Annotated in this window: 10 protein-coding genes and 1 tRNA gene; 2 read left to right on the top strand and 9 right to left on the bottom strand. The window is 70.5% G+C overall.

Going from position 1 to position 13,743, the window contains the following annotated elements; genetic code table 11:
- Positions 1-285 precede the first annotated feature (285 nt).
- The 7 genes from rho to ACWGJ2_RS09810 all read right to left on the bottom strand — a co-directional run bounded on the left by rho (position 286) and on the right by ACWGJ2_RS09810 (position 9,580).
- Positions 286-2,328 (bottom strand): transcription termination factor Rho, encoded by a 2,043-nt coding sequence (rho, locus tag ACWGJ2_RS09840; protein WP_453345488.1) that lies wholly within the window; start codon positions 2,326-2,328, stop codon positions 286-288.
- A gap of 407 nt (positions 2,329-2,735) precedes the next feature.
- Positions 2,736-3,731, bottom strand: coding sequence for a homoserine kinase (thrB, locus tag ACWGJ2_RS09835; RefSeq protein ID WP_453345487.1), 996 nt, complete (start codon positions 3,729-3,731; stop codon positions 2,736-2,738).
- Between the two features lie 372 nt (positions 3,732-4,103).
- Entirely contained in the window at positions 4,104-5,252 is a 1,149-nt protein-coding gene (thrC, locus tag ACWGJ2_RS09830; RefSeq protein ID WP_453345486.1) for a threonine synthase, read from the bottom strand.
- Between the two features lie 16 nt (positions 5,253-5,268).
- A complete protein-coding gene (locus ACWGJ2_RS09825; RefSeq protein WP_453345485.1) occupies positions 5,269-6,561 on the bottom strand; it encodes a homoserine dehydrogenase in 1,293 nt (430 codons plus the stop codon).
- A gap of 93 nt (positions 6,562-6,654) precedes the next feature.
- Complete coding sequence (lysA, locus tag ACWGJ2_RS09820; protein WP_453345484.1) at positions 6,655-8,073, bottom strand: diaminopimelate decarboxylase; 1,419 nt, start codon at positions 8,071-8,073, stop codon at positions 6,655-6,657.
- 17 nt (positions 8,074-8,090) lie between these two features.
- Entirely contained in the window at positions 8,091-8,990 is a 900-nt protein-coding gene (locus ACWGJ2_RS09815) for a DALR anticodon-binding domain-containing protein (RefSeq protein ID WP_453345483.1), read from the bottom strand.
- A gap of 89 nt (positions 8,991-9,079) precedes the next feature.
- Positions 9,080-9,580, bottom strand: a complete 501-nt coding sequence (locus tag ACWGJ2_RS09810; RefSeq protein WP_453345515.1) for a response regulator — start codon at positions 9,578-9,580, stop codon at positions 9,080-9,082.
- Positions 9,581-9,826: 246 nt separating this feature from the next.
- On the opposite strand from ACWGJ2_RS09810, the gene ACWGJ2_RS09805 reads away from it, so the two are divergent.
- Together ACWGJ2_RS09805 and ACWGJ2_RS09800 are read left to right on the top strand one after the other, a co-directional pair.
- Positions 9,827-9,898, top strand: a tRNA-Arg gene (locus tag ACWGJ2_RS09805).
- A 256-nt stretch (positions 9,899-10,154) separates the two neighbouring features.
- Positions 10,155-11,606: a CBS domain-containing protein gene (locus ACWGJ2_RS09800; protein WP_453345482.1), complete on the top strand. Its 1,452-nt coding sequence runs from the start codon at positions 10,155-10,157 to the stop codon at positions 11,604-11,606.
- Positions 11,607-11,651: 45 nt separating this feature from the next.
- Here the strand turns inward: ACWGJ2_RS09800 and ACWGJ2_RS09795 are convergent, their stop codons facing one another.
- A complete protein-coding gene (locus tag ACWGJ2_RS09795; RefSeq protein WP_453345481.1) occupies positions 11,652-12,824 on the bottom strand; it encodes an LCP family protein in 1,173 nt (390 codons plus the stop codon).
- A gap of 64 nt (positions 12,825-12,888) precedes the next feature.
- Positions 12,889-13,467, bottom strand: coding sequence for a transglycosylase SLT domain-containing protein (locus ACWGJ2_RS09790; RefSeq protein WP_453345480.1), 579 nt, complete (start codon positions 13,465-13,467; stop codon positions 12,889-12,891).
- Between the last annotated feature and the right edge of the window lie 276 nt (positions 13,468-13,743).

The following is a 13,743-nucleotide window of genomic DNA, read 5'->3' as shown; positions in this document are numbered from 1 at the left end:
GGTTGCCTCGGGCTACTTTCTGTGGTCAAGCTCTCAGGCCCCCTTGACACACGGCGAGGGCCGCCCCACCAAGCGTGGTGGAACGGCCCTCGTCACTGTCCGTCCAGGTGAACCCCGTCACGCGACGGGCACCTGGTCCGTCGACGTCGGCGTCAGTCGCCGTTGCCCGGCGTCGGCGTCGTCTTCTGGAGCCCCTCTTCCCACCGCGCCCCTCGCATTGCTCGGCCCCAGGGGGCCTCCCAAGCTTCGGAACGCTGCGCCGGACTCCGTCCGTCGACGTCGCCGTCAGTCGCCGTTGCCCGGCGTCGGCGTCGTCTTCTGGATCTGGAGCAGGAACTCCGCGTTCGACTTCGTCTGCTTCATCTTGTCCAGCAGCAGCTCGATGGCCTGCTGCTGGTCCAGGGCGTGCAGCACGCGGCGGAGCTTCCAGACGATCTGGAGCTCGTCGCTCCCCATGAGGATCTCTTCCTTACGGGTGCTGGACGCGTCCACGTCCACCGCCGGGAAGATCCGCTTGTCGGAGAGCTTGCGCTCCAGCTTCAGCTCCATGTTGCCGGTGCCCTTGAACTCCTCGAAGATCACCTCGTCCATGCGGGAACCGGTCTCGACCATGGCCGTGGCGACGATCGTCAGGGAGCCGCCGTCCTCGATGTTGCGCGCCGCGCCGAAGAACTTCTTCGGCGGGTAGAGCGCCGTCGAGTCGACACCACCGGACAGGATGCGCCCGGAGGCCGGGGCCGCCAGGTTGTACGCGCGGCCCAGACGAGTGATGGAGTCCAGCAGGACCACGACGTCGTGCCCCAGCTCCACCAGCCGCTTCGCCCGCTCGATGGCCAGCTCGGCGACCGTGGTGTGGTCCTCGGCGGGGCGGTCGAAGGTCGAGGAGATGACCTCGCCCTTCACCGACCGCTGCATGTCGGTGACCTCTTCCGGACGCTCGTCGACGAGGACGACCATCAGGTGGCACTCGGGGCTGTTGTGCGTGATCGCGTTGGCGATCGCCTGCATGATCATGGTCTTACCGGTCTTCGGCGGGGCCACGATCAGACCGCGCTGCCCCTTGCCGATGGGCGTGACCAGGTCGATGATCCGCGTCGTGAGCTGACCGGGGTCGGTCTCCAGACGCAGCCGCTCCTGCGGGTAGAGCGGCGTCAGCTTGGTGAACTCGGGGCGGCCCTTGCCGTTGTCGGGCGCCATGCCGTTGACCGAGTCGAGGCGGACCAGCGCGTTGAACTTCTCGCGCCGCTCGCCCTCGCGGGGCTGCCGCACGGCGCCGGTGACGTGGTCACCCTTGCGCAGGCCGTTCTTGCGGACCTGTGCCAGGGAGACGTAGACGTCGTTCGGGCCCGGGAGGTAGCCGGAGGTCCGCACGAAGGCGTAGTTGTCGAGGATGTCCAGGATGCCCGCGACGGGGATCAGGACGTCGTCCTCGGCGACCTGCGGCTCGAACTCCTCGCGGCCACCGCGACGGCCCCGCCTGTCGCGGTAACGCCCGCGGCGGCCACGGCGGCCACCGTCGAAGTCGTCGTCGTCGCGGCGGTTGTTCCCGCCGCCACCGCCGCCGCCCTGGTTCTGCTGGCCGCCGCCACCGCCGCTGCCGCCACCGTCGTTGTTCTTGTTGCGGTTGCGGTCGCGGTCACGGTCACGCTGGCGGTCGCGCTTGGGCTGGCGGTCCTGCTGCTGCTTGCCTTCGCCCCCCTTGGCGTCGGCCTTGCCTTCACCGCCCTTGGCGTCCTGACGGGCCTCGCCGCCCTTGCCCTCGGTCCTGCCCTCCGCGGTGTCGGCGGCGGCCTCGGCCTTGCCGTTGCCCCCGCCACTGCCCCCGCCGTCGCCCTTGGCGCGGCGGCCGCGGCGCTCGCCGGAGGACGCCTGCTCGTCGCTGGGCTGTCCCGGGATCTCGATCTGCTGCTGGGCGTCGTCCCCGGTGTCACCCGTGCGCGCCTTGGACGTCGCGCGGCGCTTCGGCTTCTCGGCCGTGCCCGCGTCGGTGGCGGCGGCCTTGCCGCCCTTGGTGCTCTTGGCGTCCTTGCCCTCGGCGGACTCGGCGTCGGCGGGCTTGGCCGAACCCCCGCCCGCCTGCTTCTCCTTGATGACCTCGATCAACTGGCTCTTGCGCATCCGCGCGGTGCCCTTGATCCCGAGGCTGGAGGCAACCTGCTGGAGCTCGGCCAGGACCATGCCCTCGAGCCCGGTGCCGGAGCGCCGACGCTTCGGCGCGGCACCGGAGGCAGGCGCGGCAGGAGCGTCCGTAGCAGGCGCTGCGGCATCGCCGGCGGAAGTGCCCGCGGCGTCGGCGTTCACGCCCATCAGATCGGTGGTGTCGCTCACGAAGGGTCCTTCCCTGGAGCGGACGTCGGCCTGTCTGGCTCGGCGACCGGTTGTGCTGTCCGGCTATGGGTCCTCTTCTTGCGCGGACCTGCCGGGACGGTGGTCCCGCCTGGAATTGCGGGCGGGGAGATCAGTTCATGGTTCGGCGTGAAGCGATGACGTGTATGTCCTTCACTCCGACTCCGGAGCGGGCTCGGTACCTGCCTGGCCGCAGCGAAGCAGTGCGGGAGGCTCCGGGGAGAAGAGGTGGTCCTGCTGGGGCTCGGCCCAGGGGATCACGCAAGCACCGCACCCTACGGGCCTTCACAGACTTTCGTGTCCGGCCCACGAGGCTGCAAGTGCAGACTTGAGGTTAACACTACCGGATCCAACAAACATTCCCCCTCTCCAAGACCCGCAATCGAGTGTCACTGGGATGTGCCGCCCGTGGTTTCCAGGCCAGGCCCGGTGCCTCCGGGGCCACCGGCCGGGCCCGTTCCGCCCCCGGAACCGAGCGGCAGTACGCAGGCTCCCGCGGTGTCGAGTGCCAGCCGGTTCGCCGCCCACTCGGCCCCGGCGAGCCGGGCCACCTTCTCGGCCGCTCCCCCGGCCTCGGGCAGCGCGAGCACCGTCGGCCCGGCGCCCGAGATGACCGCAGGGACGCCTTCCGAGCGCAGACGGTTGACCAGCTCCACGCTCTCGGCCATGGCCGGGGCGCGGTACTCCTGGTGCAGCCGGTCCTCCGTCGCGGCGAGCAGCAGCTCGGGACGCCTGGTCAGCGCCTCGACGAGCAGGGCCGCACGGCCCGCGTTGAAGGCCGCGTCGACGTGCGGGACGGTGCGCGGCAGCAGTCCCCGCGCGGTCTCCGTCAGCAGCGGCCTGGCGGGGACGAAGACCACCGGAACGATGGAATCCGAGGGGTCCATCCTGATCGCGCGGGCCGCGCCCGCGTCCGTCCAGGCCAGCGTGAAGCCGCCCAGCAGGCAGGCGGCCACGTTGTCCGGGTGCCCCTCGATCTCGGTGGCCAGCTCCAGCATCGCCGTGTCGTCCAGCCTGGCCTCCCCGCCCGTGGTCACGGCGCGGGCGGCCATGATGCCCGCGCAGATCGCGGCGGAGGAGGAGCCGAGCCCGCGGCCGTGGGGGATGCGGTTGGCGCAGACGACCTCCAGGCCGCGCGGCTGGCCGCCGAGCAGGTCGAAGGCGGTGCGGAGGGACCGTACGAGCAGATGGCCCTCGTCTCGGGGCAGGGTCTCCGCGCCCTCGCCCGCGATGTCGATGTGCAGGCCGGAGTCGGCGACGCGGACGACGACGTCGTCGTAGAGACCCAGAGCCAGGCCCAGGGTGTCGAATCCGGGGCCGAGATTGGCGCTGGTGGCGGGAACGCGCACCCTGACGGCGGCGGCGCGGAACGCGGGACCGGCCATCTTGCGATGACTCTCCTTGGTTTGTTTTTGCGGCAACTCCCCCTCGGACCGCGGCAGCACGCCGGACCGGTCGATGACCCGACGGACTTTCGTACGTACGTGGGGTCGGGGTGAAAGCCAGCCTATCGAAGGAAGGTTCACTGACGACATAGGGCGCACAGGAGGCGCACGATGCGTGTCGTGGCCCCCCTGCGCTCCCAGTGTGGACCGTGGCGGTCGGTCCCGCCGCCGCGGGGGCCCCACCTGGGGTGGAGCCGGGGCCCGGACCGTGCGGTCCGGGCCCGTGCGCGGGTTCGTGCGCGGGCCCCGTGCGCGGGTCCGGCGTACGGGACCCGCGCGGGCCGGGGAGATCGGGCGAGGATCAGGAGCGGATCAGGCGAGGCCGAGGCGCTCCGCCGCGGCGTCCGCGTTCACCGGGACGACGATGGGCTGCGGGGCGCCCGCGACGGCCCAGTCCGGGTCCTTGAGGCCGTTGCCGGTGACCGTGCAGACGATGCGCTGGCCCGGGTCGACCTTGCCCTGCTCGGACGCCTGGATCAGACCGGCGACGGAGGCGGCCGAGGCGGGCTCGACGAAGACGCCCTCCTGGGAGGCCAACAGCTTGTAGGCGCGCAGGATCTGACGGTCCGTGACCGCGTCGATGAAGCCGCCCGACTCGTCGCGCGCCTGCTCCGCGAGGGTCCAGGAGGCGGGGTTGCCGATGCGGATCGCGGTGGCGATGGTGCTCGGGTCCAGGACCGGCTCGCCGCGCACGATCGGCGCGGAGCCCGACGCCTGGAAGCCCCACATGCGCGGGGTGCGGGAGGCGGGGCCGTTCTCCGCGTACTCGCGGTAGCCCTTCCAGTACGCGGTGATGTTGCCCGCGTTGCCCACGGGGAGCACATGGATGTCGGGCGCGTCCCCGAGCATGTCCACGACCTCGAACGCTGCGGTCTTCTGGCCCTCGATACGGGAGGGGTTCACCGAGTTCACGAGTGCGACGGGGTACTTCTCGGACAGCCCGCGCGCGAGGTTGAGGCAGTCGTCGAAGTTGCCCTCGACCTGGAGGATCTTCGAGCCGTGGACGAGGGCCTGGCCCATCTTGCCCAGGGCGATCTTGCCCTGCGGCACCAGCACGGCGCAGACCATCCCGGCCCGTACGGCGTAGGCGGCGGCGGAGGCCGAGGTGTTGCCCGTGGACGCGCAGATGACGGCCTGGGCGCCCTCCTCCTTCGCATGTGTGATCGCCATGGTCATGCCACGGTCCTTGAAGGAGCCGGTCGGATTGGCACCCTCGACCTTCAAGTGGACATCGCAGCCGGTGAGTTCGGAGAGCATTTGCGCCGGGACGAGCGGTGTCCCGCCCTCGCGGAGGCTCACGGGCCGGGTGTCGGGCCCGACCGGGAGCCGGTCGCGGTACTCCTCGATGATGCCGCGCCACTGGCGGCTCGTGCGTCCCGCCCCCGAGGGACCGGCGCCCTGGGCCGGCGCCCCGGCGGACCCCGACGGCTCCGATGAGCTGGGTGAGGACATGGCAGACATGACGGTCACAGTTTCCTTACTCCCCTTCGACCCGCATGATGCTCGCGACGCCGCGTACGGTGTCCAGTTTGCGCAACGCCTCGACGGTCGCGCTCAAGGCGGCGTCGGCGGCGCGGTGGGTGACGACGACCAGCCAGGCGTCGCCGTCCTTGCCCTGCTGGCGGACGGTGTCGATGGAGACCCCGTGCTCCGCGAAGACAGTGGCGACCTGGGCGAGGACGCCCGGCTTGTCGGCGACGTCGAGGCTGATGTGATAGCGCGTGACGACATCGCCCATGGGCGATACGGGGAGCTGGGCGTAGGCGGACTCGCCCGGTCCCCTGGCTCCGTTGAGCTTGTTGCGGCAGGCCGCGACGAGATCGCCGAGCACGGCTGACGCGGTGGGCGCGCCGCCCGCGCCAGGGCCGTAGAACATGAGCTGCCCTGCGGCGTCCGACTCGACGAAGACCGCGTTGTACGCCTCGCGCACGTTCGCCAGCGGGTGACTGAGCGGGATCATCGCCGGGTGCACGCGCGCGGTGACCGAGCGGCCGTCGGCGGCGCGCTCGCAGATGGCCAGGAGCTTCACGGTGCAGCCCATGCGCCGGGCCGAGGCGATGTCGGCTGCCGTGACCTCGGTCAGGCCCTCGCGGTGGACGTCGTCGAGGCGCACCCGGGTGTGGAAGGAGATCCCCGCGAGGATCGCGGCCTTCGCCGCGGCGTCGAAGCCCTCCACGTCGGCGGTGGGGTCCGCCTCCGCGTAGCCGAGCGCCGTGGCCTCGTCGAGCGCTTCGCCGTAGCCCGCGCCGTTGGTGTCCATGCGGTCGAGGATGAAGTTGGTCGTGCCGTTGACGATCCCGAGGACACGGTTGACCTTGTCGCCCGCGAGGGACTCGCGCAGGGGGCGCACCAGCGGGATGGCGGCGGCGACGGCGGCCTCGTAGAAGAGGTCGGCGCCGTGCTTCTCGGCGGCCTCGTGGAGCGTGGAGCCGTCCTCGGCCAGCAGCGCCTTGTTCGCGGTCACGACGCTGGCGCCGTTCTCGAAGGCGGTGGTGATGAGGGTGCGGGCCGGTTCGATGCCGCCGATGACCTCGATGACGACGTCGATGTCCGCGCGTTTCGCGAGGGCCTGCGCGTCGGTGGTGACCAGGGCCGGGTCGATGCCCTCGCGCACGCGGTCCGGGCGGCGCACGGCGACCCCGGCCAGCTCGACCGGGGCGCCGATGCGCGCGGCGAGGTCGTCCGCGTGCGTCGTCATGATGCGTGCCACCTCTGAGCCGACTACCCCACAGCCCAGCAGCGCCACCTTCAGCGGACGCGTACGCATCATTCGACCTCGCTTCTCGTCAATTCCGGTGTTCTCAGTCTCACGTACTGGTCGGGAGAAACCACGTTCGTTCCAGTATGTGGGACGTATATCTCGCTAGCCGACATCGAGACGCAGGAGATCCTCCTCCGTCTCGCGCCGGACGATCACGCGGGCCTCTCCGTCCCGCACCGCCACGACCGGCGGACGCAGCGCGTGGTTGTAGTTGCTCGCCATCGAGCGGCAGTACGCGCCCGTGGCGGGCACGGCCAGCAGGTCGCCGGGCGCCAGGTCGGCGGGCAGGAACGCGTCCCGCACGACGATGTCACCGCTCTCGCAGTGCTTGCCGACCACACGCGAGAGCATCGGGGCGGCCGACGAGGCCCGCGAGACCAGCGAGACCGTGTACTCGGCGTCGTAGAGCGCGGTACGGATGTTGTCCGACATGCCGCCGTCCACGCTCACGTACGTACGCAGCCCCTCCAGCTCCTTGACCGTACCCACCTCGTACAGCGTGAAGGCCGTCGGCCCGACGATCGCGCGTCCCGGCTCCACGGACAGCCGCGGCACCGCAAGACCGGCGCTCTCACACTCACGGGTGACGATGTCGCCGAGGGCCTTCGCGATCTCGTGCGGCTCGCGCGGGTCGTCCTCGGGGGTGTAGGCGATGCCGAGGCCGCCGCCGAGGTCGATCTCGGGCAGCTCGACGCCGTGCTCGTCGCGGATCTCGGTGAGCAGCCCGACGACGCGGCGGGCCGAGACCTCGAAGCCCGCCATGTCGAAGATCTGCGAGCCGATGTGCGAGTGGATGCCGATCAGCTCCAGGCTGTCCAGCTTCAGCACGCGGCGCACGGCCTCGGCGGCCTGCCCTCCCCCAGCCTCCGGCTGGGAGGTGCCCCCTGCCAGCGCGAGCCCGAACTTCTGGTCCTCGTGCGCCGTCGCGATGAACTCGTGCGTGTGCGCCTCGACGCCCACGGTGACGCGGATCTGCACCGGCTGGCGCTTGCCGAGCCGGTCGGCGATGTGCGCGACGCGCACGATCTCCTGGAAGGAGTCGAGCACGATCCGCCCGACGCCCGCCTCGACCGCGCGCTCGATCTCCTCCGTCGACTTGTTGTTGCCGTGCAGCGCGATGCGCTCGGGCGGCATGCCAGCGGCGAGCGCGGTGGCCAGCTCGCCGCCGGAGCAGACATCGAGGTTCAGCCCCTCCTCGGTCAGCCAGCGCACGACGGCGCGGCACAGGAACGCCTTCCCGGCGTAGAACACGTCCGCGCCGGGACCGAACGCCTCGCGCCAGGCGCGGCAGCGGGCGCGGAAGTCGTCCTCGTCCAGGACGTAAGCGGGGGTCCCGAACTCCTCGGCGAGCGCGGCGACGCTCATGCCGCCGACGGTGACGGTGCCCTCCGGCGTACGTGTGACGGTGCTCGCCCACACGCGCGGGTCGAGCGAGTTGAGGTCGGTGGGCGGCGCGGAGTAGTGCCCCTCGGTGAGGACGTCGCCGTGACGCGGCCCTGCGGGATGTGCGGATCGGCTCATGGTGGTCTCGGGTCCTTCTACAGGTGAGCGGGTGCGGTCACGCCGAGCTGGGACAGGCCGTCGGCCAGCACCGCTCCGGTGGCTTCGGCGAGCGCCAGCCGGGTGCGGTGGACGGCCCCGGGTTTCTGCTCGCCGTGGGGCAACGGCGGGCAGGCGTCGTGGAAGTCGCCGAAGGCGCGCGCGACGGCGTCCAGGTGACGGACGAGGGCGAGGGCGAGGGCCGCTTCGCGGGGGGCGGATGCTTCGCGGAGGGCGGGTGCTTCGCGGGGGGCGTCGTGCGCGACGCGGTCGTGGTCGGCCAGCAGCGCGAGCAGGGTGCGCTCTGTGGGGTGGGGCGGGTCCGGGTGCTGGGGTGCGCCGTAGGCGGGCTCGATGCCGAGGCGCCGGGCTTCGCGGAGCAGCGCGTGGGTGCGGGAGTGCGCGTACTGCACGCGGAAGAGGGAGCTGTCCCGCGTCCGTACGGCCAGGGCCGCGGGCTCGTCACCGGTGACGGCGGCCCAGCGCGCGATGTCGACGGCGGGATCGTCGGTGACCTGCCCGGCGGGCCCGGAGGGGGCGGAGGGGAGGTCCCGGCGGACGAGATCTGCGACGAGGGCGGTGCGGCCCTCCGCGTCGAGCGTGACGTTGAGATAGCCGCCGCCCGCGATCTCGACGCCGCCGATCCCCGGCGCACCCGGCGTGCCCGACTCGTCGACGAGCCGCTTCCGCAGCAGCTCGGCGACCTCGCGCGGCGGGCGCCCCGCGGCGCGGGCGAGCGGGAAGGCGACGCTGACGGCGTAGTCCCCGTCACCACGCCTGGGCGGCGACTCGACGACGACCCGGCCGGGAAGGCGGGCCGGGTCCAGGGACAGCTCGCCCTCCTCGATCGCACAGCGCAACGTGTGCAGCACGGTGCGCGAGAGCTGGGCGGGGGTCACGGAACAAGCGTATGGGAGAGGGGGCGGGGGTAAGCGAACAGGTTTCGCACCGTGGACGTCATGGCCCCCCCGAGGTCACCTGACGGAGATCACCGCACGGGCCGTGCGGTCGGCTCCGCCGCCTCCGCCGACTCGGCCGTCGGCGGCTCGTGCGGGAGGCCCGCGGCCCGGACCTCACCGTCGTGCCCCTCACGCACGTCACACACGGCTCCGCTACCGGCGCCGTTGCCGACACCGTGCGAGAGCCGTCGGACGAGCCGCACCAGCTCGGCGGGCTCGAAGGGCTTCGCCAGGAAGGCGTCGATCGCGGCCGTCTCCTGCCCCTCGAACTGGGTGCAGGCGGTGATGAGGGCCACGGGGATGTGGCAGGTGCGTGGATCGGAACGCAGCCGGCCGACGGTCCGCATCCCGTCGAGCCTGGGCATCACGGCGTCCAGCGTGATGACATCGGGCCGGACCCGCTGCACGATGTCCAAGCACTCGACACCATCGGCGGCGGTCACGACCTCGAAGCCCTCAAGCTCGAGATTGACCCTGATCAGTTGCCGGATGACCTTGCTGTCATCAACCACAAGGACCCGGCCGGACATACCTGGCACACCGCAAAGCCTAGGCCCGCCCCTCCGGCCCCGTCCGGCTTTTGTCCATTTCCACCCCTGCCAGTGACGGGCATGGAGAACGAGGGGCTGATGGGACGCGTGTGGCGAGCAGGTGCATCGCGAGGGTGAGAAGCCCGAGAGCCCTGGGCGGCACCGGAGAGGCCCCGAAACCCGTTTCCGGTGCACCACTCCCGAGCTGGTACTGTTCTACCTGTCGCCGCTCAAGAGCGCCGACGAGCCCCCGTAGCTCAGGGGATAGAGCAACGGCCTCCGGAGCCGTGTGCGCAGGTTCGAATCCTGCCGGGGGTACCTCACGCAAGGTACCGAAACGCCCCGCCACCAGGGATGTCCTGGCACGCGGGGCGTTGTCGTGTGCGCGGACGGATGTGTCCGGCACCAAATGGTGGTGTTCTCCGCGTAAGTCATGGCACAGCGCCCAGCGGGCATGGTGTGCTGCCCAGGCACCGAAGCGACAACGCGGACGTCAGGGGAGAGCATGCGCGCGTGGGGAGTCAGGGCCGGCCGGGAAGGGCGACAGGCGGAGACAGCGCTGGCCCGAGGGGTCGTGCTCCTCGGCTGGAAAGAGATCGGCGATCTTGGTGAACTCGGCACCCGCACGAACATCAAGAACGCCGTAGCCACCGCCTATCCCACACACAGCACGTTCACCCGCGCCAACTGGACCGGTCAGCTCAACCGCTTCTACAACGACATCGCCGTGGGTGACCTCGTGGTGGTGCCACTGCCTCACGCGCGGATCGCGATCGGCACGATCGCGAGCGGCTACGAATACCGGCCGGACATCAATGAGGGCTTTCCGCACATCCGCCACGTCACCTGGACGGTGAAGAACACCGAGCGCGACCGGTTCCAGCTGGATATCCAGGACAGCATGGGCTCTCTGCTCACCGTATTCGAGCTGCGAAGGTTCGGCGCGGCGGAGCGCATCGCGAAAGTCGCCTCGGGCGGTACGGACCCTGGGCGGCCCGATGCCGATCCGCTCACCGCCGGTCTCGATGAACCGGAAAAACTCTTCGAAGCGGCTCGGAGTGCGGACAAGGCGTCACCTCTGACGATCTCTGTCCGCGACCTCCTCAAAGTCTGGGACGAGCAGCGCCGCGAGGCCGCCGTCATCTCGCGCGTTCAAGAAGCTCTCACCGAGCAAGGGCTCGCCACAGTCCCTCACTTCACCGAGGGAAGCCTTGACAGCATGGTGAGCCTGGTGCCCGTCGCGAGCGTGGTGGAGGACGAACAGAAAGCCTCTCCGGAGGAGTCGGTCGTGGAGCCGGTGGAATCCGACGAGATCGCTTATCTCGTGAGCAATGTGGAGTCGGCGAATGCCGTCCCCGAAAGCGTGCGGGCCGGGGACGACCTTCGTACGGCCGTGACGCTGATGACGCTCAAGGGGTACAGCCAACTCCCCGTCCTGGACGGCGACGGCCGTCTTCTCGGCGCGGTGAGCTGGGAGTCCATCAGCCGTGCTCACCTCGTCGACGCCGGAGCGGGTTTGTCAGCGGCCACGGTTCCCGTCCGGGAGGCCAACCGGTCGGACGACCTGCTGGACTGGATCGTCGAAATTCAGCAGACGGGATATGTCTTCGTACGTGATGACGCGCACAAGGTGTGCGGCATTGTCACCGCTGCCGATCTCACGGGCGAGTTCGAGACGCGAGTACGTCCCTTCGTACTGGTTGAAGAGATCGAACAGCATCTACGACGGGCTCTCGACGCGCGAATTCCCCTGGAAGACATCCGAAAGCGGGCCAGAATGGGCTCGCGCGTCGGCTCCGCGGCGGACCTCTCGATGGGGGATTACAAACACGTCCTGCGGGACGAGAAGAACTGGGGAGCCCTTGGGTGGAACATCGACAAGGAACTCTTCCTCGTGGCGCTCGACCAGTGCCGTGTCTTCCGCAATCAGCTCATGCATTTCAGCCCGGACCCGGTGACGGAGCAACAGCTCAGGCCGCTCAGGGGACTGCTCGACCTTCTGCGGTCTTTGCGTCAGCCGAGCTGAGACCGGCGCCCCGTCCGATGCGGGACGGGGCATAGGACTCCGGCGTCAGCCGCCCGCCGTGACGCCCGTGTCCGCGTGGTCGCCGACCGAGTTCTTCGTTGCCGACTTCGGGATCGGGTCGTCGTGGCGCAGGGCCGTCCACACCTTGTGGGAAGCGTGCTTCAGGGGGAGGACGCGTTCCTGGTTCTGGGGGTCGTAGGTGACCGGGAGGGTGGTCATGTTCATGTGGGAGGGCTTGATGCCCTTGAGGTCCTTGGCCAGGCCCAGGAGCTTGTCCGTGGAGGCCAGGTCGGAGTCGGCGCTGACGGTACGGGTGGCGGTGTCGGCCAGGTCGTAGGTCTTCGCCGGGTTGCCGAACAGGCCGATCGAGTCGACCTGGTGGATCAGCGCCTTGATGAACGCCTGCTGGAGCTGGATACGGCCCAGGTCGCTGCCGTCGCCGACGCCGTGGCGTGTACGGACGAGCTGGAGCGCCTGCTCGCCCTTGAGCTTGTGCGTGCCCGAGGTGAGGGACAGTTGGCTGGCGTCGTCCTTGATGGTCTTGTCCGTGGTGATGTCCACGCCGCCCAGCTCGTCGATGAGCTTCTTGAAGCCCGTGAAGTCGACCTGGAGGTAGTGATCCATGCGCAGGCCGGACATCTTCTCGACGGTCTTCATGGTGCAGGCGGGGCCGCCCACCTGGTAGGACTCGTTGAACATCGCCTGCTGTTCGCCCCGCACGGTGCCGCCCTGGGGGTCGGCGCACCGGGGCCGCTGGACCTCGGTGTCGCGCGGGATGCTGACGACGCTGGCCTTCTTGTGGGACTTGTCGACGTGCAGGACCATCGCGGTGTCGGCGCGGGCGCCGCCCTGGTCCTCCCCGTACTGGCTGTTCGCGCCCGCGCGGGAGTCGGAGCCGAGCAGCAGGATGTTCATCGAACCGTCCTTCTGCCCGCTGGGCCGGTCGTGGCCGAGCTTGGCGTCGACGTCGACGCCCTTGAGGTTCCCGTTCAGGTGGGACCAGAAGTAGGCGAGCCCTCCGCCGCCGAGCAGCAGCACTCCGAGTACGGCCCAGGCGGTGATCTTCAGGCCCCGCCGCCTGCCGCGGCGCGCCTTCGCCGGTCCTCCGTAGGAGGGCGGCCCGTAGGCCGGGGGCCCGTACCCGGGGGCCCCGGGGTCGGGCGGCGCGGGGCTGCCCGGCGCGGGGGTCCGCGCCTCGTTCCCGCTTTCGTGCGACATGAGCTGCTGCCTGTTCTTCGCTGTTCGCGGTTCTCGCTCACCGAGCGCTCGGTGGGGCTACGGCTCAGTACGCCGAGTCGACGTTGTCGATGGAGCCGTACTTGTCGGCGGCGTAGTTGGCGGCGGCGGTGATGTTCGCGACGGGGTCGGTCAGGCTGTTGGCCGTGCCGTCCACGTGGTACGCGTCGAACGTCGGCTGGATGACCTGGAGCAGGCCCTTGGAGGGCGTGCCCGCCTGGGCGTTGACGTCCCAGCCGTTCTGGGCGTTCGGGTCGCCGCCGGACTCGCGCATGATGTTGCGGTGCAGGCCCTCGTAGCTGCCGGGGATGCCCTTCGCCTTCATGATGTCCAGCGCCTCGTGGATCCAGCCGTCGAGGTTGCCGGAGGAGGAGCCCTTGCCCACCGAGGCGGCCTGCGCGGAGACGCTCGCGGCGGAGGTGGTGGCCGCGGACGCGCTCATCGTGCCCTGGTCCTGCGCGTGGGCGGGGGACGGGGCCAGCGTGAGGGCGACGGCCGCCGCGCCCGTGGTCACCAGACCGGCGACGGAGAACCTGCGGATGCGGGCGTTCCTGGCCGGGGCGGCCGTGGTGGCGGCGTCGGTGGTGGTCGCGGTGGCGGCGAGGGCGATGGTGCGGAAGGACATGCGGAAGTACCTCTCCGAGAAGGGGGACGTGAGGGGAGCGCGGCGCGGAGGTCGGTTCCTCGCCGGGTGCCGGAACGGTGCGAGCCGAGCGGTGGTCGCTCGATCCGGCGTGGTGCTCCCCGGTACGTCAGCCATGGTTAGCGGCGCCTCGGAGGGGTGGCAAGAATGTGACGTACTACCCGATTACGTAGGGTCTTCGCCCGTTTTGCCCGGCAGGCCCTCATGGGTGGGCCGCGGCTTCCGCACGGGGCTACTACCGGTCTTCCGATATGACGT

It is taken from the genome of Streptomyces sp. NPDC054796 (assembly GCF_053611545.1).
The sequence above is the reverse complement of the archived record's forward strand: the minus strand, read 5'-3'. Positions and strand labels throughout refer to the sequence as shown.

Bases quoted from the DNA above. Each gene is read 5' to 3' on its own strand.
- thrB (WP_453345487.1), bottom strand. From the start codon at position 3,731: ATGGCCGGTCCCGCGTTCCGCGCCGCCGCCGTCAGGGTGCGCGTTCCC.
- thrC (WP_453345486.1), bottom strand. From the start codon at position 5,252: ATGTCTGCCATGTCCTCACCCAGCTCATCGGAGCCGTCGGGGTCCGCC.
- ACWGJ2_RS09825 (WP_453345485.1), bottom strand. From the start codon at position 6,561: ATGATGCGTACGCGTCCGCTGAAGGTGGCGCTGCTGGGCTGTGGGGTA.
- lysA (WP_453345484.1), bottom strand. From the start codon at position 8,073: ATGAGCCGATCCGCACATCCCGCAGGGCCGCGTCACGGCGACGTCCTC.
- ACWGJ2_RS09810 (WP_453345515.1), bottom strand. From the start codon at position 9,580: ATGTCCGGCCGGGTCCTTGTGGTTGATGACAGCAAGGTCATCCGGCAA.
- ACWGJ2_RS09795 (WP_453345481.1), bottom strand. From the start codon at position 12,824: ATGTCGCACGAAAGCGGGAACGAGGCGCGGACCCCCGCGCCGGGCAGC.
- ACWGJ2_RS09790 (WP_453345480.1), bottom strand. From the start codon at position 13,467: ATGTCCTTCCGCACCATCGCCCTCGCCGCCACCGCGACCACCACCGAC.